The sequence below is a fragment of the Maribacter cobaltidurans genome, assembly GCF_002269385.1.
GTDB classification, from domain to species: domain Bacteria; phylum Bacteroidota; class Bacteroidia; order Flavobacteriales; family Flavobacteriaceae; genus Maribacter; species Maribacter cobaltidurans.
Genome location: NZ_CP022957.1, coordinates 2,232,938 through 2,254,996, shown reverse-complemented (window position 1 = coordinate 2,254,996; position 22,059 = coordinate 2,232,938). Strand labels below are relative to the sequence as shown.

Annotated in this window: 25 protein-coding genes; 13 read left to right on the top strand and 12 right to left on the bottom strand. The window is 38.5% G+C overall.

Translation table 11 applies throughout. From position 1 onward, the window contains the following. Nucleotides 1–9: 9 nt before the first annotated feature. The 6 genes from CJ263_RS09965 to CJ263_RS09940 all read left to right on the top strand — a co-directional run bounded on the left by CJ263_RS09965 (nucleotide 10) and on the right by CJ263_RS09940 (nucleotide 5,605). On the top strand, nucleotides 10–1,980 hold the full coding sequence (locus tag CJ263_RS09965; RefSeq protein ID WP_094997126.1) for a T9SS type B sorting domain-containing protein: 1,971 nt from the start codon (nucleotides 10–12) through the stop codon (nucleotides 1,978–1,980). Nucleotides 1,981–2,131: 151 nt separating this feature from the next. Next, complete coding sequence (locus CJ263_RS09960; RefSeq protein WP_094997125.1) at nucleotides 2,132–3,010, top strand: cell division protein FtsX; 879 nt, start codon at nucleotides 2,132–2,134, stop codon at nucleotides 3,008–3,010. 9 nt (nucleotides 3,011–3,019) lie between these two features. Continuing rightward, complete coding sequence (locus CJ263_RS09955) at nucleotides 3,020–3,283, top strand: DUF3098 domain-containing protein (protein WP_094997124.1); 264 nt, start codon at nucleotides 3,020–3,022, stop codon at nucleotides 3,281–3,283. Nucleotide 3,284: 1 nt separating this feature from the next. Further along, nucleotides 3,285–4,082: an undecaprenyl-diphosphate phosphatase gene (locus tag CJ263_RS09950; RefSeq protein WP_094997123.1), complete on the top strand. Its 798-nt coding sequence runs from the start codon at nucleotides 3,285–3,287 to the stop codon at nucleotides 4,080–4,082. 18 nt (nucleotides 4,083–4,100) lie between these two features. Further along, the gene (truB, locus tag CJ263_RS09945; RefSeq protein WP_094997122.1) at nucleotides 4,101–4,802 is read left to right on the top strand and encodes a tRNA pseudouridine(55) synthase TruB; all 702 of its coding nucleotides are present in this window, start codon (nucleotides 4,101–4,103) and stop codon (nucleotides 4,800–4,802) included. Between the two features lie 77 nt (nucleotides 4,803–4,879). Then, on the top strand, nucleotides 4,880–5,605 hold the full coding sequence (locus CJ263_RS09940; RefSeq protein ID WP_094997121.1) for a hypothetical protein: 726 nt from the start codon (nucleotides 4,880–4,882) through the stop codon (nucleotides 5,603–5,605). Here the strand turns inward: CJ263_RS09940 and CJ263_RS09935 are convergent. From CJ263_RS09935 to CJ263_RS09905, 7 genes are all read right to left on the bottom strand, one after another. Further along, nucleotides 5,588–6,199, bottom strand: a complete 612-nt coding sequence (locus tag CJ263_RS09935) for a thioredoxin family protein (RefSeq protein WP_094997120.1) — start codon at nucleotides 6,197–6,199, stop codon at nucleotides 5,588–5,590. The two genes, CJ263_RS09940 and CJ263_RS09935, sit on opposite strands and share 18 nt — an antisense overlap. A gap of 131 nt (nucleotides 6,200–6,330) precedes the next feature. Continuing rightward, nucleotides 6,331–6,699, bottom strand: coding sequence for a hypothetical protein (locus CJ263_RS09930; RefSeq protein ID WP_094997119.1), 369 nt, complete (start codon nucleotides 6,697–6,699; stop codon nucleotides 6,331–6,333). A 105-nt stretch (nucleotides 6,700–6,804) separates the two neighbouring features. Beyond that, on the bottom strand, nucleotides 6,805–7,686 hold the full coding sequence (locus CJ263_RS09925; RefSeq protein ID WP_094997118.1) for a YitT family protein: 882 nt from the start codon (nucleotides 7,684–7,686) through the stop codon (nucleotides 6,805–6,807). A 20-nt stretch (nucleotides 7,687–7,706) separates the two neighbouring features. Beyond that, complete coding sequence (locus tag CJ263_RS09920) at nucleotides 7,707–9,113, bottom strand: TolC family protein (RefSeq protein ID WP_094997117.1); 1,407 nt, start codon at nucleotides 9,111–9,113, stop codon at nucleotides 7,707–7,709. Nucleotides 9,114–9,115: 2 nt separating this feature from the next. Further along, nucleotides 9,116–10,468 (bottom strand): HlyD family secretion protein, encoded by a 1,353-nt coding sequence (locus CJ263_RS09915; protein ID WP_094999204.1) that lies wholly within the window; start codon nucleotides 10,466–10,468, stop codon nucleotides 9,116–9,118. A 4-nt stretch (nucleotides 10,469–10,472) separates the two neighbouring features. Further along, the gene (locus tag CJ263_RS09910; RefSeq protein ID WP_094997116.1) at nucleotides 10,473–12,146 is read right to left on the bottom strand and encodes a peptidase domain-containing ABC transporter; all 1,674 of its coding nucleotides are present in this window, start codon (nucleotides 12,144–12,146) and stop codon (nucleotides 10,473–10,475) included. After that, nucleotides 12,139–12,825: a TetR/AcrR family transcriptional regulator gene (locus CJ263_RS09905; RefSeq protein ID WP_094997115.1), complete on the bottom strand. Its 687-nt coding sequence runs from the start codon at nucleotides 12,823–12,825 to the stop codon at nucleotides 12,139–12,141. The genes CJ263_RS09910 and CJ263_RS09905 overlap by 8 nt, the downstream gene beginning before the upstream one ends. A 245-nt stretch (nucleotides 12,826–13,070) precedes the next feature. Here CJ263_RS09905 and CJ263_RS09900 point away from each other — a divergent pair, with 245 nt between their 5' ends. The 4 genes from CJ263_RS09900 (at nucleotide 13,071) to CJ263_RS09885 (ending at nucleotide 15,374) form a co-directional block, all read left to right on the top strand. Next, nucleotides 13,071–13,448 carry a hypothetical protein gene (locus CJ263_RS09900; protein WP_094997114.1) on the top strand — a complete coding sequence of 126 codons (378 nt, stop codon included), beginning with the start codon at nucleotides 13,071–13,073 and terminating at the stop codon, nucleotides 13,446–13,448. 106 nt (nucleotides 13,449–13,554) lie between these two features. Continuing rightward, complete coding sequence (locus tag CJ263_RS09895; protein WP_373288301.1) at nucleotides 13,555–14,127, top strand: DNA-3-methyladenine glycosylase I; 573 nt, start codon at nucleotides 13,555–13,557, stop codon at nucleotides 14,125–14,127. After that, the gene (locus tag CJ263_RS09890; RefSeq protein ID WP_094997112.1) at nucleotides 14,114–14,695 is read left to right on the top strand and encodes a hypothetical protein; all 582 of its coding nucleotides are present in this window, start codon (nucleotides 14,114–14,116) and stop codon (nucleotides 14,693–14,695) included. The genes CJ263_RS09895 and CJ263_RS09890 overlap by 14 nt, the downstream gene beginning before the upstream one ends. Further along, the gene (locus CJ263_RS09885; protein ID WP_229702403.1) at nucleotides 14,682–15,374 is read left to right on the top strand and encodes a DUF2490 domain-containing protein; all 693 of its coding nucleotides are present in this window, start codon (nucleotides 14,682–14,684) and stop codon (nucleotides 15,372–15,374) included. The genes CJ263_RS09890 and CJ263_RS09885 overlap by 14 nt, the downstream gene beginning before the upstream one ends. Here the strand turns inward: CJ263_RS09885 and aat are convergent. Both aat and CJ263_RS09875 read right to left on the bottom strand, forming a co-directional pair. After that, nucleotides 15,363–16,019 carry a leucyl/phenylalanyl-tRNA--protein transferase gene (aat, locus tag CJ263_RS09880; RefSeq protein WP_373288300.1) on the bottom strand — a complete coding sequence of 219 codons (657 nt, stop codon included), beginning with the start codon at nucleotides 16,017–16,019 and terminating at the stop codon, nucleotides 15,363–15,365. The genes CJ263_RS09885 and aat overlap by 12 nt on opposite strands. 115 nt (nucleotides 16,020–16,134) lie before the next feature. Then, entirely contained in the window at nucleotides 16,135–16,509 is a 375-nt protein-coding gene (locus tag CJ263_RS09875; protein ID WP_094997110.1) for a DUF3127 domain-containing protein, read from the bottom strand. A gap of 124 nt (nucleotides 16,510–16,633) precedes the next feature. Between CJ263_RS09875 and CJ263_RS09870 the strand changes: the two genes are divergently transcribed. Together CJ263_RS09870 and CJ263_RS09865 are read left to right on the top strand one after the other, a co-directional pair. Then, nucleotides 16,634–17,782 (top strand): sensor histidine kinase, encoded by a 1,149-nt coding sequence (locus CJ263_RS09870; RefSeq protein WP_094997109.1) that lies wholly within the window; start codon nucleotides 16,634–16,636, stop codon nucleotides 17,780–17,782. A gap of 2 nt (nucleotides 17,783–17,784) precedes the next feature. Then, nucleotides 17,785–18,141, top strand: a complete 357-nt coding sequence (locus tag CJ263_RS09865) for a flagellar basal body-associated FliL family protein (RefSeq protein ID WP_094997108.1) — start codon at nucleotides 17,785–17,787, stop codon at nucleotides 18,139–18,141. Here the strand turns inward: CJ263_RS09865 and CJ263_RS09860 are convergent. The 3 genes from CJ263_RS09860 to greA all read right to left on the bottom strand — a co-directional run bounded on the left by CJ263_RS09860 (nucleotide 18,131) and on the right by greA (nucleotide 21,463). After that, a complete protein-coding gene (locus CJ263_RS09860; RefSeq protein ID WP_094997107.1) occupies nucleotides 18,131–18,520 on the bottom strand; it encodes an HIT family protein in 390 nt (129 codons plus the stop codon). The genes CJ263_RS09865 and CJ263_RS09860 overlap by 11 nt on opposite strands. A 254-nt stretch (nucleotides 18,521–18,774) precedes the next feature. After that, complete coding sequence (locus CJ263_RS09855) at nucleotides 18,775–20,604, bottom strand: HNH endonuclease (RefSeq protein ID WP_094997106.1); 1,830 nt, start codon at nucleotides 20,602–20,604, stop codon at nucleotides 18,775–18,777. A gap of 382 nt (nucleotides 20,605–20,986) precedes the next feature. Next, nucleotides 20,987–21,463 (bottom strand): transcription elongation factor GreA, encoded by a 477-nt coding sequence (gene greA / locus CJ263_RS09850; RefSeq protein ID WP_094997105.1) that lies wholly within the window; start codon nucleotides 21,461–21,463, stop codon nucleotides 20,987–20,989. 133 nt (nucleotides 21,464–21,596) lie between these two features. Here greA and CJ263_RS09845 point away from each other — a divergent pair, with 133 nt between their 5' ends. After that, the gene (locus CJ263_RS09845) at nucleotides 21,597–22,034 is read left to right on the top strand and encodes a Rieske (2Fe-2S) protein (RefSeq protein ID WP_188669438.1); all 438 of its coding nucleotides are present in this window, start codon (nucleotides 21,597–21,599) and stop codon (nucleotides 22,032–22,034) included. Nucleotides 22,035–22,059: the final 25 nt, after the last annotated feature.

The following is a 22,059-nucleotide window of genomic DNA, read 5'->3' as shown; positions in this document are numbered from 1 at the left end:
GCCTATTCGATGAAAGTTGAAAAGATAATGACGAATTACAACCTTGATTCTGTACCGCTAAAAAATGGACGCTTTCTATACCAAAACCGTATCTTTATTCCTGTGAATACAGCAAGTCCCAAATACTTACTTTGTTTTCTCCTGTTCCTTGCATTGACCTGCATAGAAGCTAAGGCACAACTGGGGTTTTGTACTGGGAGTTCCGGAGACCCTATTTTCACGGAGGACTTTGGGTTTGGTACCACTGATGGCCCTGAACTTCTGCCCGGCACCACGACCTATAATTTCACCACGGGAACTCCCAATGACGGGGACTATACCATTTCTAGCACTACCAATTATTTTGATTGGCAAAACGTGGAAGACCATACGCCAGGCGACACTAATGGAAAGGCCTTTATCGTTAATGCCAGTTTTACGGCCGGGGAGTTTTATCAAAGAGAGGTGGTAGGCCTTTGCGAAAATACCACCTATGAGTTTTCATCTTGGTTGGTAAATTTACAGCCCCAAGGAGGGTGTGAGGGAAATAGTATCCCTGTAAACGTACGGTTTCAGATATGGGATGAGACGGACACAAATCTTCTGGCTCAGGGCGATACGGGCAACATACCGGACAGAGCGTCCGCTACCTGGGAGCAATATGCCCTTGTATTTCAAACACTTCCGGGACAGACTTCCGTCATCCTTAAAATGCGAAACAACAGTAATGGCGGCTGCGGTAACGATTTGGCCATTGACGACATCGTCTTTAAATCTTGCGGCGATTCCGTCACGGTCAATACAGGCTTGGGCGAGGATAACCTAATTAGCTGCGAAAATCAAGGATCGGTTTCTGCGACTTTGGTGGCCAATCCAGACAATTCCATATTCTCGACCCATGCTTACCAATGGCAACAAAGTACGGATAACCAAAATTGGACGGATATTGCTGGTGAAACGTCCAACACCTACATTACCCCATCAATTAACACTACCCGTTTTTATCGTGTAAAGGTTGCAGAGGATCCCATAAATGTGTCCAACGACCTGTGCAATGTTCTATCCGATGTATTTGAAATCAAAATTGTAGCTGTTCCTCCTCCACCTATTAGCAATGGGGATGTTACCGTTTGCGAAAATGAAACCGCCATGTTATCCGTTCAGAGTCCGGATACATACACGGTAAATTGGTACGACGCCCCGTCTGGCGGAAACCTTCTTTTGGAAAACAGTTCTACGTTCTCCCCAACGATTGCGGGAACCTACTATGTAGAAACCAACTCCACCGAAATTACATGCCCATCCAACTCCAGAACGGCAATTACCTTGACCTTTAATCCGTTACCACAGGTCTTTGACAGCAACCAATCTTTTTGTGAAGGTGACATGGCCTTATTATCGGCAGAAATCGACAATGTAAGCTATGCCTGGAGTACCGGAGAAACCACCAAGGAAATTACCGTAAATACGCCTGGGGAGTATTCGGTAACCGTAACGGATATCAATGGCTGCTCCAACACCAGAACCATTCAATTGGAAAAGATAGATGTCCCCCAACTGGAAACCATTACTTCCGATGGACGTTCTATCAATATAAAAACCAAAAACCAAGGAGATTTTGAATACTCGTTGGATGGGATCAATTTTCAGGACAGTCCCATCTTGACGGACATAACCGGAGGACGATACACCATATCCATACGTGACAAAAATAACTGCGGTGTTATTACATCGGAATATATTCATGTGGTTGTTCCTAACTTTTTCACCCCCAATGGAGATACGTATAATGAGGTGCTACAACCCGAGGGCATAGAATTCTTTGATCAGGTAGAGTTTTCGATATTTGACAGATATGGAAAGTTATTGAAGTTCGCCAAGGGTGATAACGCTTCTTGGGATGGTAACTTTATAGGCTCGCCCATGCCAGAAGCCGATTATTGGTATCGTATTAAATTGGACACTTTGGTTCTAAAAGGACACTTTTCACTAAAGCGATGATAGTTATAGGTTTTATGATTCATTTTATCTGTTAGTTTTTATTTTAAAAATCGGTCAGATATAATTCCCTATTCAACTTCTAGTTGAGTATCACGATTTGTTATGGCTCATTTCATATTACTTTTCTATTTTTACATCACTATCGGTTACTATGAGCAAAGCATTTGAAAGATATCAAAGACGAAAATTGATTTCGTCCTATTTCTCGGTCGTATTAAGTATTGCCTTGGTACTATTTCTATTGGGTATTCTAGGGCTCTTGGTACTGAACACCAAAAAAATGGCCGATCGTTCCAAGGAACAGATTACCATATCTGTCTTCTTAAAGGAGAATGCCAAGGAAATAGAAGTGGAGCAATTGCAAAAGACCTTGGCCATGTCAGAATACACCAAATCCGCCACCTATGTTTCCAAGGAAGAGGCGGCCGCTCAACATAGTAAAGAAATTGGTGAGGATTTTGTGGACTATTTGGGTTACAATCCCCTAAAAAATTCCATTGATGTTAAATTGAACGCTGACTTTGTCACTTCAGAGAAGGTAGCGGAAATCGCCGCCACACTTGAAGAAAAAAGCTATGTGGACGAAGTGAGCTATGATCGTGTATTGGTTGGCATGGTAGCCAAAAGCGTAGAAAAAATAGGCTTTTGGATCTTGGTTGCCAGTGCCATTTTCACCGTAATTGCGGTATTGCTCATCAACAGTTCCATACGGCTTTCCATTTATTCCAAACGATTTATCATCAAGACCATGCAAATGGTAGGTGCCACCAAGAGTTTTATTCGCAAGCCATTTATCTGGCAGAACATAAAGTTGGGAATGTTGGGGGCCCTCATTGCTCTTATTGCCATAGCGGGGGTCATCTATTATGTAAACACCAATTTTCAAGATCTGGGACTTTTGGAAGACCCCTTGATACTCGTAATTCTTTTAGTAGGTGTTTTTCTTTTGGGGATGATTATTTCCTTGCTCAGCACATACTTTGCCACCCAACGTTTCTTAAATTTAAGAACAGACGAATTATATTATTAAATTTGCCCCATGAGCAAAAAGAACAAAGTTGAACAAAGCCCAAAACATGAATTTATTTTTCAAAAGAAAAATTACCTTTTCATGTTCATAGGATTGGCGTGTATGTCATTGGGCTTTATCTTGATGAGCGGCGGAGGTAGCGATGACCCTAATGTCTTTAACCCGGAAATCTTCAACTTTAGAAGGATACGGTTGGCACCTACCCTGGTTTTAATCGGACTGGGAATAGAGGTCTATGCCATTCTTTTGAATCCACATAAAAAGAAAGCATAATTTGGATATCATTGATGCAATTATTCTCGGAATAGTTCAAGGACTGACCGAGTTCCTACCCGTTTCCTCAAGCGGACATCTAGAATTGGGCAAGGCTATTTTGGGAGACAACTCCGTTCCCGAGGAAAGTTTGTTATTTACCGTGATTTTACATTTTGCTACCGCATTAAGTACCATTGTGGTCTTCAGAAAGGATATTTGGGAGATTATAAGGGGGCTATTCCAATTTAAATGGAACGAGGAAAGCCAATTCACTGTCAAGATCATCGTTTCCATGTTACCGGCCGTTTTTGTGGGCCTATTTTTTGAGAAGCAGTTGGAAGCCTTTTTTGGGGGGAATGTCATGTTCGTTGGTTTTATGTTGCTGATTACTGCGGTACTCTTATATTTTGCCGATAAAGCAAAGGATACGGGTAAAAAGGTAGGTTTTGGAAGTGCATTGATCATTGGTATCTCACAGGCCATTGCCATGCTACCAGGTATATCCCGAAGCGGGGCCACTATTTCGACTTCCGTCTTATTGGGCGTAGACAAATCAAAATCCGCACGTTTTTCCTTTTTAATGGTAGTACCTCTTATTTTTGGTAAGATTGCAAAGGACCTTATTGGAGGAGAACTCAATTTTAATGGCGAAAACAATATGGCCATGGGTGCAGGTTTTTTGGCGGCCTTCATTGCAGGATTGGTCGCTTGCACCTGGATGATACAACTTGTTCGCAAAAGCAAACTTTCTTATTTTGCTATCTATTGTCTAGTCGTTGGTTTAATCGCCATACTATTTGGTGTGACCAATTCTTAATTCACAAAAAATCTCATAATGGAAGCATTGACCAAGGATGATTTTTTGAATGGTCAAGTATTACTAATCGATAAGCCCCTAGGTTGGTCTTCTTTCCAGGCCGTGAACAAACTAAAATGGGCGATCAGAAAAAGATTCGGACTTAAAAAGATAAAAATAGGCCATGCCGGAACACTCGATCCGTTGGCCACCGGTCTTTTAATTATATGCACCGGAAAATTCACAAAAAAAATCCCGGACTATCAAGGTCAGACCAAAGAATATACGGGCACAATTACTTTGGGCAGCACTACGCCCTCCTTTGATTTGGAAACCGAAATAAGCGAATGTTTCCCTACAGCACATATTACCGAAGACCTAATCACTAGAACCACATCTCAATTTATAGGGGAAATTGAGCAGGCCCCTCCGGTCTTTTCAGCCATTAAAAAAGATGGAAAGCGCTTGTACGAGTATGCCAGGGAAGGCAAGGAGGTCTCCGTTAAAAAAAGGAAAGTGCTTATTAATTCCTTTGAAATAACCGATGTTAGACTCCCCGAAGTAGATTTTTTAATCTCCTGTAGCAAAGGAACTTATATACGTTCCATTGCCCACGATTTTGGAAAGGCCCTAGATTCGGGCGGGCATCTATCCAAGCTCAGAAGAACCAAAATAGGTGATTTTAACGTAAATATAGCCCAAGACCCTGAGGTCTTTTCGGAACGAATGTTGCAGAAATAGATAAATCGGCACAATTTTATTAATTTCCCGTTCATCGATTTGCTGTAATATTTTTAGAAAATATAGGTTATATACTCATGAATCTCAACAGACAACAATTATCTTTTTTGATTACCCTTTTTTCCATGGGTATTGTTGTCTTGGTATTATACAACATTCATCTAGGTGGCCAAGCGGATGAAGAAGATGATTATGTGGTAGAAATGGTCCTAGAGGAACCCGAGGAACTTACGGAGGAAGAGGAAAAGATTTTGGAAGAACTTGCAAAGACAGAGGCTATAAAAAGTCATATGGCATTCAATGAAACGGCCAAACCCAGCTACGGTAGTCCAGAACCTTTACAGACGTTGGAGGAAATCATGGAAGAAAGGGCGATGGAAGACAACGGCGAAATAGCCGAAAACCTCTTATCCGATGCCGATTTTGTGCAGCGTGTAAAGGAATTGGCCCAAAAAAGGGAGGAAAAGAAACAAATGTTAGGAGAAAAAGAGGCCCAAAAACAGGAATATACCAATAACCTTGCTGAAAGAAGAACCTCCGTGTCCTTCTCGTTGGTAGACAGAAATGGTTACCGTTTGCCTCCTCCTATTTATACCTGCATAGAAGGTGGGAAAGTGGTAATCAATATTGAGGTTAACAACCTTGGTCAAGTTTTGGATGCCAGTTTTAATGAAAAAAGCTCGGGAACATCCAATGGTTGTTTGGTAGACAATGCTATCGCCTATGCCTACAAAGCACAGTTCAGCACTTCCGATAAAGCTTTGCAGAAAGGCACCATTACCTACTTATTCCAAGGAAAGTAAGTTTAATAAGTCTTGCAGTATACTCTGCCCCTTATCCTTATTATACCAAATTTGAAGACTTTCCCTAAACTCCGCTGTTAGGGCTCCATGCTCTTTTTTAAAGGCATCCACCAAATGGGTCGCTTTTGTTGAACGGGGACCCCAAGTTCCTAAAACCCTTTGAGTTTCCGGTTCAAGCTGTATAAGCTTAGGAATGGACATTGCACCGTTCGTTAAAAAATGGCGCATAAGTTCCGGATGTTCATCCCTAATAACAACCTTTAACGTTATATTGGGATTAAGCTCGCTTATCTTATTCATTACGGGTAAGGCTGGTGAGGCATCCCCACACCAACTTTCAGTCAAAACCAACCAATTTACTTTTACGTAAACTGATTTTATCTTATTGATTACCTCGTCATCAAACCTTAGTGTCTTATCCCATCGCTGCATTCTCTTGGCATTCAACTTAGTATAGTTCACATAGGCTTCTGAAGTATCATTACCTGTAGACTTCCCTTCTATTGCCATGATTTTTACCAGATTTAAATATTGGTGATAAGAAATGGCATTCGATAAAGCTTGAGTCAGAGAAATTTTCGTAGTAACGTCCATATCGTTTATTTAGAAATTGATTGGTTGAAAATATATCCTATACCTTACAATCCACCTAAAGCCAATTATAAAAAAAGGCTGGTCTTTACAAAAAGTAAAGACCAGCCCCAACTAACCAAACCAAACTAAACTCAAATTCCCTTGTAGGGATTAAAATTCTTAGGCAAATAAAGGGAGGTATCAAAATCTAGAATAACCTCAACTTCCTCCTCTATCGGTTGTAACGAATCGATATCCAATTCCATTCCCATATGGGGGTCAAAATCCGGTGAAAGGTATAAATATGGATTGAACCCCAGGTCCACCTCATCTTCTACATCAATCAAGAAAAGTTCCTGTTTTTTAGAGATTTGAGAATGACTAGAAGTATTACAGTCCACTAAATCACAATTCGTTGTCATCTTATTATTTTCGGTTTTAAAGCTATGACCAGATTCCCTAGCATGAACCATGGAAAAAGTTACACCTAAAATCAGCAATAAATAGAAATTCTTCTTCATAAAAAATTATGTATTAATTCCCGACAAAGATAATCTCTAAGAAAAAAAATAAATCATATACTTTGTTAATTGGGTGTTAAACTTTCTTTTTTAATAGTATTACTATCATTTTATGCTTCGCTTCTTAATCATACCCCCTCGAGTATCGTTGATCTTACTCATTACCACAAATGCTTTTGGGTCTATCTTATTGATTTCTATATTAAGTCGGCGAATTTCTAATCGTGTTATAACCGTATAAATTACATCATATTCGGTATGTTCACCATGTCTTCCATAACCTCCTTTTGCCTTGTAAAGTGTTAATCCTCGACCCAACTTTTCTATAATCATGGACCTTATTTCCTCGCTTTCGTCGGAAACAATCGTCACCCCGGTATATTCCTCAATACCCTCGATTACAAAGTCCAATGTTTTGGATGCAGACAAATACGTCAACATGGAATATAATGCCGTTTCAATGGATAAAAGATATGCTGCTCCCAAGAAGACCAAAATATTTATTAGGATAATAATGTCCCCAATTGTGGTTCCCAGTTTTCTGCTCAAATAAATAGCCAACACCTCGGTACCATCCAATACACCTCCCCCTCTAACGGAAAGACCGATACCCGCACCCAAGAAAAACCCACCAAAAACGGAAACCAATAACTTATCTTTTGTAATCTCCGGGAAATCGACAAAGACCAATACAAGTGCCAAACCAAGAATAGCTATAGCGGTTTTTAAAGCGAACAATTTGCCTATAACCTTGTATCCAAGTACTATAAATGGAATATTCACCATTATGATGAGTAGGTACAACGGTACTTTCGCGGTCTCCGCAATAAGTAAAGATATTCCCGTGGCTCCGCCATCAATAAATTTATTTGGCAGCAGAAAACTTTCTAAACCAAAGGCAGCCAAGAAAATTCCAGAAACCATGAAAAAGGTGTCCAAGATAATCAGCTTAATGTCCACAGACCTTTCATTCTTGTCTTTCTTCATAATCTCCCCATTATTTGATTTTATAAATTTTCCGGGTTCACGGCAAGACTATTAAAAAGCTTTGCCTTGGCCGTATAATATTTGTTCTGGACGGCATTCTGCTTCAATATTGCATCTATGAGTTTGCTTTCCCTGGAATTGATAAGGAAGAGGGAACTTTCGCCAAAACTGAATTTTCGTTCCTCGGCGGTCAACATGCTCTGATAGTTTGTAACAATATCCCGAATCAATTGGTTCTGATTTTCAAAAGAATCCAATTCATTATAGATAGCCGTTACCTTATTTTGAATAGCAACCTCTGCATTGTCAAATTCCAGCTGGGCGTCCATCAATTTTATTTTTGCCAATTTCAAATCCCCTCTTTCCTTCCTTAAGAACAACGGCAACTGAAAGGTGACTCCTCCCTTATAATACTCCGTTTGAAAGGAATTTATAAATTCCGGAGTTTCTGTAAGCAAATTATACTCAACATCGATGGTAGGAAGAAGTTTGTTCGTCTTTAGCCTTTTATCCACAATGAGTCCGTCCACCTTAAAACCAAGACTTTTCAGCTTTGGATGGTTTTCCAAGGAGAAACTGTCCAAAGGTTTGCCCAATATTTCAAAGGTTTGATCTATCTCCATATCCAGATTTTCCTCTGGAACTACATTGGGTTGCAAATTCACCGGAATATTCTCACCTAACCATAGGAAATTGGATAGTTCCATGGATTTGTTTACCAGATTAACCCTTGCCTGTTCCAATTCAAGGGCCCGGTTTTGAACGGCAATTTTGGCCTCTACGGTATCTATAGCTGCTATATCTCCTGCCAAGGCACTTGTACGAATTCCCACAAAGCGTGTTTGCGCATTTTCTAGGAAATCCGAATACACCTTACTATTTCTATACGCCTGTAACCAATCGAAATAGGCCAAGGAAGCATCAAATAAAATCTGGTTTACCAATAAATCCCGGTCGGCCTTACTCTGTTCCCTAAAGAACTTGGCTCTTTTTAGCGTCGCCATGCGTTCATTGATCCAAGAACCCCGCCCCAAAGACAAAGATACCCCTGCACTATAGAGCCCATCCTCAGGAACCGATTCATCAGAATTAATGTAAGCTCCTTCATTTTGCTCAAAGTTCCCCTTTAGCTCTATACCGTACCATGTAGGAATCTTAAACGTGGCATTAAGCCGGTCATAGTACTCTGTTCCCTTAAAATCCTTACGCTCATAATCCACATCTATTTTTGGATCAAAGCCTCCTCTGGCCTTGAGCAAATTTGCCTGCCCAGTACTAAGAGCCAGTTCTGCCTGCTTTGCAATGGGATGGAACCTTTTTACATAGCCAAGGTATTCATTGAATTTAAGGACCAATGTATCGGTCTGTTGACCGCTAACCAAAAAACAACTACAAAATAGCAGGCTCAGAAAAAAATACTTGTTCATACCTATTTTTTGACCGGTTCAGCTTGTGCTCCCTGTGGTTGGTAATAGTTTGGAGGGAATCCATTTAACTGTCTCCATAGCTCAAACCAAATGGGAACATCCTCCAATAAAGCAATTGTCCTTACTCCAGACCCAACCCTAATAGCTTCGGGCCATTGATGGTCCTCCTCGTCCGGGGCCACGAGCACGCGATATTTTCCGTTAGGACTTATAAAGGTTTCTATAGCTACCACTTTACCACCATAAGTTCCATAGGATACGTTGGGCCATCCGCTAAAAACAATTACGGGCCAGCCATCGAACTGAATCCTGATTTTTTCTCCCAAATGAATTAAGGGCAAATCTATGGGGTCTACGAAGGTCTCTACCGCTACCTCATAATCTGAAGGCATTATGCCTACCAAACGATCGCCTTCCTTAAAGGTTTCCCCGATACCTGCCTGAATGGCCTTGTTAATAAAACCATTTTGTGGTGCACGGATATAATATAAATCGTTCCGTATTTCGTAATTGGTCACTTCACTCTCCAATTTATTGACCTGTGCCTCAGAATCAAATTGATTGGACTGTGCTGTAAACATTTCACTTTGGGCCTTTGAGACCTTATCTGTATACTCTGCCTGCACCCTATTGATTTCCACCTCGGAATTGATGACCTCGTTCTTGGCCGCCAAAAGTTTATTTTCCTGGGATATCAATTTTGCCTGTGCCTCTTGGAGTTTCATTCGTTTCTCTTCAACATCGGTAACTGCCTTTAACCCTTCACTTTCCAGTTGCTCAGTACGATTAAACTGTCTTTGGGCTATTAGAATATTCGTCTTGGCCGCTTCAAGGTCGATACTATCGCTCTGCACCTTCAATTTGGCCTGCATCAATTTATTTTGTGCTTGCTGTAATTTCAATTTTCGTTCATTGATCAGTGCCGCTATTTGAACGTTTAACGCCTTAACCTTACCTTGGTATGAATTTACCGAGGCCTCCTTAGCTTTAAGCTGATTACCGGTTCTTTCGACCAATCTCGGATCAAAATATTCATTTTTAATTTCCGAAATAAAAAGTATGGTATCCCCTTTTTCTACATAGTCTCCCTCTCTTACGAACCACTTCTCGATTTTACCTGGAATAGGGGATTGAATTGTCTGGGGACGTTGATCCGGAGTCAATGTCGTTACGGAGCCCGATCCAGAAATATTTTGAGTCCATGGCAAAAAAAGGATGATCACCCCAATAAGTGCGAACGCAAGAAGAAACCTATTAAAGTGCTTGTAATGCCTTTGATGAAAAACCTTTTTCACGGAGTCAAAGTGCTCTATGGAAACTTTTTGGTTTAGTTTATTGTATGAGATATTCAACATAACCTTACTTATATTTTTCGTTAACAACCTTACCTTTTTCCAAGGTAACCACCCCATTACAGTATTTGGACCACAAGTCGCTTTCGCTAACGACCAAAAGGGCCCAACCGTTACCGGGATCTGTTAAAAACTGGATTATTTTTTCAGCTTCGTCCCTAGCTATTTGATCCAATGGGTCTTTGAGCACGAGTAGTTTTGGTTTGTTGACTATACTTCTAGCCAATACGATTCTTTTGGATATGGTGTAAGGTATCTGTTTCCCTTCAGGGTAAATAATAGTCTGAAGCCCATGGGGCTGTTCCTTTACAAAACTGGTGAGCCCAACATTGTTTAATGCCCAATAGATTTGTTCCTGTGAAATAGATTTGTCACCAAAAGTAATATTGTCCAGAATTGTTCCCTCAAAAGGGGATTCCTCCAGCAATGATTGCCCAATATGGGCACGATAATAATTTAGGTTCATGCCCTTTAAGGAGGCATTGTTCACGTATACACCGCCGGAATCCGGTTCCAAAATTCCAGCCACCACCCTAAGGAAACTAGTTCTACCGGAATTACGTCCTCCTTTGAGATGAACAATGCTTTGTGGGGTAATTTTTAAATTAATACCGTTAAGTACACCTTTTCCGGTGTCGGGCAGACGGTAATGAACATCCTCCAGTTCTATGGTGAAGCTTTCGCCTTCAGCAAATGGTCTCTCTCCTTCCTGCGACTCCAATTCCTTATCTACAACCTGTCCCATTTTTTCCAAAGAAGTAAGGAGGTCATAAAATGTCTCCAGTCCCAATATTAATTTTTCGACTGAATTTATAACCAATAGAATAATGATTTCAGCGGCCACAAACTGACCTATGTTCATCTCCTGGTTCAATACCAGTAATCCTCCAATCAAGAGCAATCCAGCAGTTACCAATACCTTAAACCCAATCATCTGGGCGTATTGAATCACCAAAATTCTAAAATGGCTTTCCCTAGCATCCAAGTACTCCGAAACCAGCCTGTCATTTTTATTGATGGCATGGGAAGTTTTACCAGAGAGCTTAAAGCTTACAATAGATCTGGCAACCTCCTGAATCCAATGTGCTACCTTATACTTGTTTTTGGATTCCTCCAAACTGGTATCCAGGCCTTTTTTAGCGGTAAACTTGAACACGATGTAAATGAGCCCCAATAATAGAATACCGTAAATAATAAAAAAAGGATGATAAAAGGAGAGCAATAGCAACCCAAAGATAATCTGAAGGAGGGCCGACGGAAAGTCTATCAAAACCTTGGAAAGTGACTTTTGTATCGTCAAGGTATCAAAAAAACGATTGGCCAACTCCGGTGGATAGTAATTGTAAAGTTCGCTCATCTTTATTTTGGGAAATCTGTAGGCAAATTCAAAGGAAGCCCTTGTAAATATTTTTTGCTGAAGGTTTTCGATGATTCTTATTTGCATGAGTTGCAATATTCCAACGAAGACAACCCCCAAGGTTACAAGGACTACAAGTACAATCCATGAAGTACTTATTTGGGCACCCTGTATAAGATTGATTATCGCCTGTATACCCAAGGGTAGCGATAGACTCACAAGGCCTGCAAAAATGGCATAATAGAAAATTTGAAAAACATCACGCTTATCCAAACGCAACATGCCAATAAGCCGTTGCCAAGTGGTCAATACTGTTTTAGCCATTAAGGTTTTGATTTAGTACATTGAAAACAAGATTGGTCAAATATTCAGTAGGAGTGACCTCCCCTCCACATTCCGTCATGGACGAAAAATGGTCCTTGAGAAAATGTTGGTGCAACGCACCACCTAAGATTGTACTTGCTAAACTGGAAGGATATTTATAGTTTGGATTGAACTGTTTTATCATCTCGCTTAACCTGCGCGCCAATCGTTTGTAACTGGCAAAATACCCTTCCTTATCTTCTTCGTCCACTTCCTTGGTAAGATAAGATTTGGAGTATTCATTGATGACGATTCTATTCAGCAAAACTTCATTGATATGGGAAAAATTGGAATCCTCGGTAATTTCCCTAGTAATCATATATATGGCCTTGGTCAATTTTTCAGTGGGTTCGGGAATATTATGTGTGGCAAAAACAAGTTGATACTCCATCCAGCCCCAATACCAAGAAGTTAAGTATAGTAAGAGTTTGTGTTTGTTCTCAAAATAACGATAAATGGAACTTTCATTGGATCCAATTCTTTCACCTAATTTTCTAAAATTAAACTTCTCAAAACCTAGCTCCCCCATCATAACAATGCTCATCTTTACAATAGACTTTCCCAGTTCTGAAGATTCCGGATCTTTAACATACAATTTATCGTTTACGCGGATTTTTACGCCTTGAAAGAGTTCTTCCATCTCCTTATTTTAATAATTTACACCCGCTAAGATAATAGCATTACTATTAATTTTTAAAAGTTTAACTTTTTTTAACAAAAGTGATACTCTTATGTTTATCTTAATTTTTATTTTTGAATTGGAAATTTGACAGTATCGATTTTGAGAATATGATAATATTTAAAGGGGAAATTCCTAACTATCTATTTTCTATATCATTTTAACTGTTTTAACAACCTATATATTAACCCTAAATTGATAGCACAATGAAACATTTACTCTCTTTTTTAACATTATTTTTGGTATCCTTTGCCGCTACTAGCCAAACTGACACGGCTGATATTAAGGTTGGGGATATTTTCACCATACAAAAAACCACTAACCTTCCCTTTGACCATATTCATTTCCCAAGGGCAAATTTTATAATAAAGCGTGGAGGAGTGGCCAATTACAAAGGTCTTGATGATGTCAAGGTAAAAGTGGTCAAAGTATTGGGTGATGACATGGTCAAACTTACATCGGTCAGTGGGAAAAAATTTTTTAACACCTACAAGTATGTTAAAGCCGATATAGCAAATGCCCTGGAAGACGGAGAATTGCAATTCCTTGATTTGAGAAACAAATCTACCGTTGCCACCAACTAGGTGCATTTTCAATAAAAACGAAAACAAAATTCCCTTCACAACTATTATGTGGGGGGAATTTTTACATTTGTTCCTATTTGGATGTACTATCTTAACCCTTATGGAATTGAACCAAAATAAATTAAAACGTTGTGGCTGGTGCTTAGGTGATTCCCTTTACGAGGCATATCATGATACGGAATGGGGCGTACCCGTAAAAGACGACTCAAGCCTATTCGAATTCCTGATCTTGGAAACCTTTCAAGCCGGGTTAAGCTGGATAACTATCCTAAGAAAACGGGAAAATTTTAGGGCTGCCTTTGACAATTTCGACTACAAAAAAATTGCCGCCTACAAGCAAGAAAAAATTAACGCTCTTTTAAAGAACGAGGGGATAATCAGAAATAAGCTAAAGGTAAACGCAACGGTATCAAACGCCACTGCCTTTATGGAAATTCAAAAAGAATTTGGAAGTTTTAGCAAATACTTCTGGGCGTTTGTTGATGATTCCCCCATTAAAAACAGCATTTCCCACTACAAGGATGCTCCCGGAAACACCCCACTTTCGGACATAATCAGTAAAGACTTAAAAAAGAGAGGCTTCAAATTTGTGGGCAGTACCGTAGTCTATGCCATGATGCAGGCCACGGGGATGGTGAACGATCATGAAACAAGTTGTTTTAGATATGAAGAAGTATAGCATATTTTTTTTCGTAATCCTTTTAGGGACATTTATGAACGCCCAAAATAAATATGAAAGGGAATATAGAATTAGAAAAACTCAATTTCCATCTGCGGCCTTGCAACTTATAGCAGAGAAGTTAGAAGATGCCAGACGTATAAAATTTTATCGCGAAACGGATAGCGCCAAAGTTAGTTATGAAGTCAAATTTAAAAAGGACAGGTTATGGTATAGCGTTGAGTTTGATGATAAAGGAGTACTGGAGGACGTTGAAATTTTAATAAAAGAAGTGGACATACCCGAAGAAACATTCCACAAAATCACCGATTATCTCAGCAGTTCCTTTACTAAATATCGCATTAAAAGAATTCAGCAACAATACCCAGCTACCCCCAAGAAACCATTGGACAAAACAATCAATAATGCATTTCAAAATTTGATTTTGCCAACCATTAACTATGAAATCATGGTAGGGGGTAAAAAGGATGTTGGTTATTATGAATATGAGTTGCTTTTTGGGTCGGATGGTAGTTTCAAGAAATCAAGGAAATCCTTACCTCCCAATTATGACCATGTCTTGTATTAAGAAAACGACCATACTGCTTTTTCTCATTTTCTTGATGGTACCAACAATACACTGGGCACAGGATAATCTTACGGGCTATTGGAATCCGCAAGTGGCCATCAATTATGACGTTACCCCAAACTATTCCCATAATTTTTCTATTGAAAACCGCTCATTTTTTTATAGGGATTCCGATGTTCAACTTACTGTAAGACAGATGGATGTCAACCATTTTTCAAATCTCAGGACACGGGACAACCAGAGTATTGGCTTTGGAATAAAATACAGACTTAGGAATTTATTCAATAACGAAGCGAACAATGAACTGAGGCTAACCCAACAATTCAATGTCACCTTTAAAAAAGGTAGCATCCGATATGGAAATAGATTTAGGGCGGAACAAAGGATTACCCGTGAAAATACCGTACACAGATTTCGGTACCGTTTCGCTGTGGATTTTCCATTGATGGGTGAAAAATTGGATGTTGGTGAACCCTATCTGGTCATCTCTACAGAATCCCTTTTGAGCGTAGGAAAATCCATGACCCCAGAATACGATCAAAGGATTACACCAAAACTGGGTTGGGTCCTTAGCCCAACGACCAAATTTCAAATAGGAGGAGAATACCGAGCGGAAAACTACACAGGGAGTTTAGAAAATGAACTCTTCTTTTTAACTGAACTCGTACTAAGCCTTTAATTGTTCCATAAAGGATTCCCGGGATACTTCCCTAGCACCAAGGCTGGCCAAATGGTCCGTATACAATTGGCAATCTATAAATCGGTACCCTTTTTCCTGTAAATCCTTTGCCAAATGTATAAAAGCGAACTTTGAAGCGTTGGATCTCTTACTAAACATACTCTCACCACAGAATACATGACCCAAGTCAACACCATAAAGCCCCCCTACCAAATCTCCATTCTCCCAAACCTCATAGGACTTTGCAATTCCTTTTTTATGTAATTTGGTATACGCATTTTTCATTTCCTTCGTAATCCATGTGCCCGCCTGCCCTTCTCTCTTAATCGAAGAACATTGTTCTAAAACTTCATTGAAATTCATATTTACAGAAAGGCTAAATTTATCTTCCCTGATTACCTTACGCATACTTTTCGAAATTTTTATATCCTTTGGATATAATATCATTCTAGGGTCTGGACTCCACCACAGGATTAGGGAATCTTCGTTGAACCAAGGGAAAATTCCACTTTGGTATGCAAGCAGCAATCTTTCTGGGGACAAATCGCCACCTACTGCCAATAAACCTTCTGAGTTAGCATTCTCTACCGGAGGGAAGTAGATTTCCTCTCCTAAAAAACAAATTGAACTTCTTCCCTTTTGCAATTTTGAAAATTTTTTATTTTCAAAATAACAAATTGGCCAAAAACGTAAAAACTTGTTTAACTTTTTATGGCCAAACAAGTTTTATTAACCGGTTATATTGAATGTTCCCGAAATTTTAAAAAGGAAGGTCGTCGTGATCTTCTTCATTAAGATTGTCTGCGGGTTCAAAGGCTTCCATAGGTGGTACTGGCGGCATGCCTTCAGGCTGGGAAGGTTGAAGATTTTCTATTCTCCATCCTTGTATGGAATTGAAGTATTTTATCTCTCCCTGTGGATTGGTCCACTCCCTTCCTCTTAAGTTAATGCCAATTTTAACATCTTGGCCCACAGCGTAGTTATTCAACAAATCACATTTGTCCTGAACAAACTCGACCATGATATGTTGAGGATATTGTTCATCTGTGGTCACAACCACTTCTCGTTTTCTAAAACCGTTGTTTCCAAACGTTTTAGTATCTCCTATTAATTTAATTTTTCCTTCTAATTCCATCTTGATACTCTTTTACTACAGAAACCAAAAGTAAACAAAATGAGTGGGGAATAAAACAGTAGGTCGATCAATACACAACAAATATTTACATTTTAGGTTATCTTTAATAGAACAAAAATTTTGGATGAATTTTAGTCCTAAGAACAAGACTTCCAATATATTCCTTGTAATTGGCTCTTTTATCGTAGTGAGCTTGATTCTATGGAACACCAATAGTTTTTTTAAGACTTTTAAGGAAGAGGAGCGTTTAAAAATGGAGATTTGGGCCACGGCCCAATCAGAATTCCTGCAATCTGCGGAAAACGTGGATCTGGGGAGTCTTCATTTAAAGGTATTTCAAAACAATACCTCAACACCTATGATACTTATAAACAAGGACAGCTCCATCCGCGTGAACAATATTCCACCGGAGCTGGCTTCGGATTCCTTGTATATTTCCAAAAAATTACGACAGTTCCAGGACGAAAACATACCTATTTCCATAGACCAACAGGGAGAACATTTGGCAACCCTGTATTACGGAAATTCCGAAGTTTTAAACAAATTGAAGTTCTACCCCATCGCCTTACTTTTGATCATCCTACTTTTTGGGGCCGTTATTTATTTCTTGTTCAAGACCAACAAGGCCTCGGAACAAAACAAGCTTTGGGCAGGTATGGCAAAGGAAACCGCACACCAAATTGGAACCCCGCTTTCCTCCCTTCTTGGTTGGAACGAAATATTAAAAACCGAAAATATTAATCCCGACATCACCAAGGAAATTGAGAAGGACATTGCCCGCTTGCAGACAATTACGGAACGGTTTTCCAAGATAGGTTCCCTTCCTACACTTGACAAGTGTGATATTGTCAAAGAGACAAAGAATGCTTATGATTATCTTAAAAGGAGGAGTTCTAAACTGATTCACTTTTCCTTTAAATCTGATGTGGAAAGTACACCTGTACTTCTGAACAAATCCCTCTACAATTGGACCATAGAGAATCTGGTCAAAAACGGTATCGATGCAATGAAGGGTAAAGGAAGCATCGCTATTGAAATAGTACCCAATGGAAAATTCGTGAACATTCTTATAGCCGATACCGGTCATGGAATCTCCAAAAGTAATTTTAATACTATTTTTAACCCTGGAGTAACTACGAAAAAACGAGGATGGGGCTTGGGCCTATCCCTTGTTAAAAGAATTGTTGAGGAGTATCATAACGGAAAAATAAAAGTGCTTTCCTCAGGAAAAGAAGGAACCATCATGCAAATCACACTTAAAGTACATCAATAGTCATGGCAAAGGAAAAACTTAAAGTAATTAAGGAAGCAGAACTAACGAATAATTGTCCCGAGTGTTTTAATCAGGATTTAAAGCTCACTTTTTATCAAAAGCATACTTACGGTGCCTTCTTCCATAAGACCACCAATGAAATAACGAACCAAATAGTGTGCAGAAAATGCAACTCTATGATTTATCCCGTTAAATGGACCGATGATATTGAACGTATGTTCGATTACTATCAAAAGACCGTGGTTCCGGAAAAGAAATCAACAAAACCTACATTCCTGTTTTTTATAATCCTTTTGCTGATGATTGCGGTTGTGGGTATTGGAGTCTACTTCTTTCTTGGAGGTACCATTAAAGTTTAGAAGCGATGGCTTCGGCTACCTTTTTGAATTCTTCTTCCGATAATTTTACCTTATTTTGAAATGTGGCGTCTTGCATAGAATTCAGTGGAATCAAATGCACATGGACGTGCGGCACTTCCAGACCGATGACCGTTAGACCAACCCTTTTACAATCCACTGCCTTTTCAACGGCCTTTCCTACTTTTCTGGAGAATGCCATTAATCCCATATAGGTTTTTTCATCCAAATCCAGGATTTTATCTACCTCCACTTTGGGTATGCAAAGCGTATGCCCTTTGGCATTGGGATTGATATCCAAAAATGCCAAATAGTTCTCGTCCTCTGCAATTTTATAACAGGGTATTTCACCGTTGATTATTTTAGTAAAGATGGTTGCCATGGTTTTAATTTTTAAATAAAAGTACGATGGTTTAATTTAACTTTTAACGGTTGAGCTATGAATAGTACGAGAGCAAACTGACTTTTGCTTTCCACCACGCACATAGCGAAATCTTTTGTTTTGATTTATTTTTTTGTCCAGAGCAAAATCCAATAGATTTTGCGGACTTCATAAAAAGACGCTAAGCCTGGCGTTTAGAACCTAAGCCCGTATTGTTTATAGGTTTTGTTGTAAACAGTTTTTGTCCGCATGTTTTATTTTTTTGGTTTATTAAATTCAATTCCATCGAATTTTTCTTCGACTTCATTTTTGTTTAAAATATGAGTTTCAATATGCTTTACCGCCTCATCAAAACCGCCTTGAAAAATGCCATTGATGTATTGTAACACTTTCAACTTGCATTCATTAAATTCTTTGATTTGATATATGTTATGAGCCAAAAGAAAGGATAAAACATCTTTGTATATACCATACGCTAGAGGAAAATAACTTTCATAAAAATCGAAAACTTCTTTTTGTTCCTCTTTACTTAGAAAGTCACAATCATAACTTAATCTTATAAGATGAAATGCATAATTTAAATTGTTAAGACTCATATAATTCTCCGTTAAGGGAGGATGCTTGACAAAATTCATTATAAATTTAAATTCCTTTTCAAAGGCATTTGTTACTTCAAAACCTCTACGTTTAAGTCTATCATAAATTGGCACACTAATTAATATTTCATTAATATCTCTAAGTGCTCCTTGTCTTTTATCAGAGTATATATTGTCCAAGTAATAATGAAAGTTATTCTTTATGCAATCGAAAAGCATTAAAGAAAACCCAACTCTATTAAGATTTGGTATGTTAGCTGAGTTGAAAATGAGCTTCAGTTCGTTTTTTTCTGATACAAATAATTTAGTTGGTATTTCATTTATTACATATTTAATATCAAAAATTACATTCTTTAGTTTATGTCTTCCGATAACATCGGTTATGCAATGTGAGATTATTTTTGTTTTCAAAATAGAGTTTATAGCTCCCTTGTTTCTTCTACAACATTTTTCCCATTTTATATTACTACCGCAAAAACATAAAGAATTTTTCTGCAAGGTATTGTTTAGATTTATAGAGTACCTCCTCGAATCATCTAAGGGCATCTGAAATTCAACATATGAATTCTTATTAGGACCAGTTGATGTAAACTTAAATTGGCCATTTGGATCCCCTTTTTCTTTGACTTCAACGGCTATATCTCCCACAGCTTTTATGTATCCCGGTTTTATCTCTACAGAGGTTTTATTTTTTGTTTTAAACTCGAACAGTTTAGTTTCAGAAAGAAAAATATCTCCTCCCTTAATAAGCATTCCGTAGTTAACTTTTCGAAATGTTCTGTCTACTTTACCAAAGAGAATTTCAGTACTTTTTGACTTTAAAGTAAATCCACTTTTAGCGTCTCCATAAATTCTACCAGAATTATATTTGAGGTTTATTTTGCTTATATTAATGATGTTTGGATGAGTAATTTTAATTTTTAAATCAATTTGATATTTTTCACTTCGTATTGATATTTCACTACCTATAAACTCTATGTCGAAGGCGGTCACGTTCCCAATCCATTCATTATTATCAATTGAGGCTACCTCTCGACCGTGCTGGTCAAAAAAATTGGCTATAATCCTTGGTGGAGTATTTTTTATTTCTGGCGGTAGTATTTTCAGTATAACTTTATTGTCAATTTCTATTAAATTATTGGTATCAATAAAAACACATTTACCTAAGGAAATATGAAATTTGTTTCGAACACTAATATCCATTAAATAGCGTGAATTACCATGTTCTAAGGAAAATGGATTTTTTCTATGTTCAAAAATTTTCTCTTTTGACCATAAACCTTTAGTGACTTTTAAATGGCAGCTACCACATAGCAGGGCGATTTTATCCACTTCATGAGTCCTCGCATCGGCAAACTCGGGTTCTATATGCTCATACTCGTAAATAGCACCACCACACACTACGCATCCAAAACCACATTCCTTTCTAATTTTTCTCTTGGTTTCAGATGGAATATTTCTGCTTAAGCCATATTTGTTAGTATGCATCCTTTTCTTAAGATTTATAACATAAAATCAACAATGTTTACCCAATTATTCAAAATTTCTATTTGGTGAATTTAAATTCTTTACAAAAATTAGCTAAACGTACTAAGTTACGTTTATATCCTTTTTAGAAGTAAATTACTTATTTTCTGGTGTTCATTGGTGGCCCCAAAATAACAGCAACTTGGTATCCTTAGTTTAAATGTTATCTATTCCTTAATATTCTTTCTAAAATAAGGCAAATGAATGTCAAGGGGAGGAATATGAAATTTGGTTGCTCTTTTTATTTTGATTGGAGTTCCATAATCCTCCAGAAAAGAAATCAGCAAAAAAAAATCCCACCATAATAATTATGATGGGATTCAAATTAGGTGATTCTAATTTATTATTCCCGTGTAATTTCCAGAATATCGAATTTCATGGTTCCGTTGGGTACCGAAATCTCAGCTGTATCTCCAACGCTTTTCCCCAACAATCCTTTTCCAATAGGAGAGTTCACGGAAATTTTGCCCGATTTTAAATCGGCCTCACTTTCAGCAACCAATTTGTATTTCATTTCCATACCATTGGTCTGGTTCTTCAATTTTACGGTGGAAAGTACAAGCACTTTAGAGGTATCCAATTGGGACTCATCAATTAATCTTGCATTGGCCAATGTAGCCTCCATTTTTGAAATTTTCATTTCCAAAAGACCCTGTGCTTCCTTCGCGGCATCATATTCGGCATTTTCTGACAAATCGCCCTTATCCCTGGCTTCTGCAATGGCTTGGGAAGCTTTGGGGCGCTCTACATCCCTTAAATAATTCAATTCTTCCTTTAGCTTTTTTAGTCCCTCTGCTGTATAGTATGATACGTTACTCATTGTGTCGTCGTTTTATAAATAGCAAAATCCTCTATAACAGCCGTTTCCATACGACTTATTTAGAGAGGATTTAACACAAATATATATAATTTTACGCAAATTTGCGTTAGCATTCCCCAAACATTAACAGGACATGAAACGATTTATTGGCCTTTTTTTCTTGCTTATTTTTTTGGCATGTGATAACAATAGCACCAACAGAAATCCATATTTACAAGAAATAAGCTTTAGGTTCGATGCCAACCTTAATCTTCCCTTGTATAGTCCGTTGACCAATACGGGCAGTGCCGTTTTAATAACCCAGGATGGTGTCGGTACCCGAGGGGTATTTATTATCAATGCCGGTTTTAACCAATTTCGTGCCTTTGAGGCAAGCTGCCCCAACCATGCACCCAATGAGTGTTCCACCATGACCTTTAACGGACAAGTGGCCACCTGTCCCTGTGAAGATTACGAGTACAGTCTTTTTACAGGGCAAATGCTGAACAGGCCAGATGATGGAAATCGCTATTACGATATGTTGGAATATAGAACCAGTTTTGGCGGGAATAGTGTTACGGTAACCAACTAAACATAAAAACCCCAAACAACCAAAG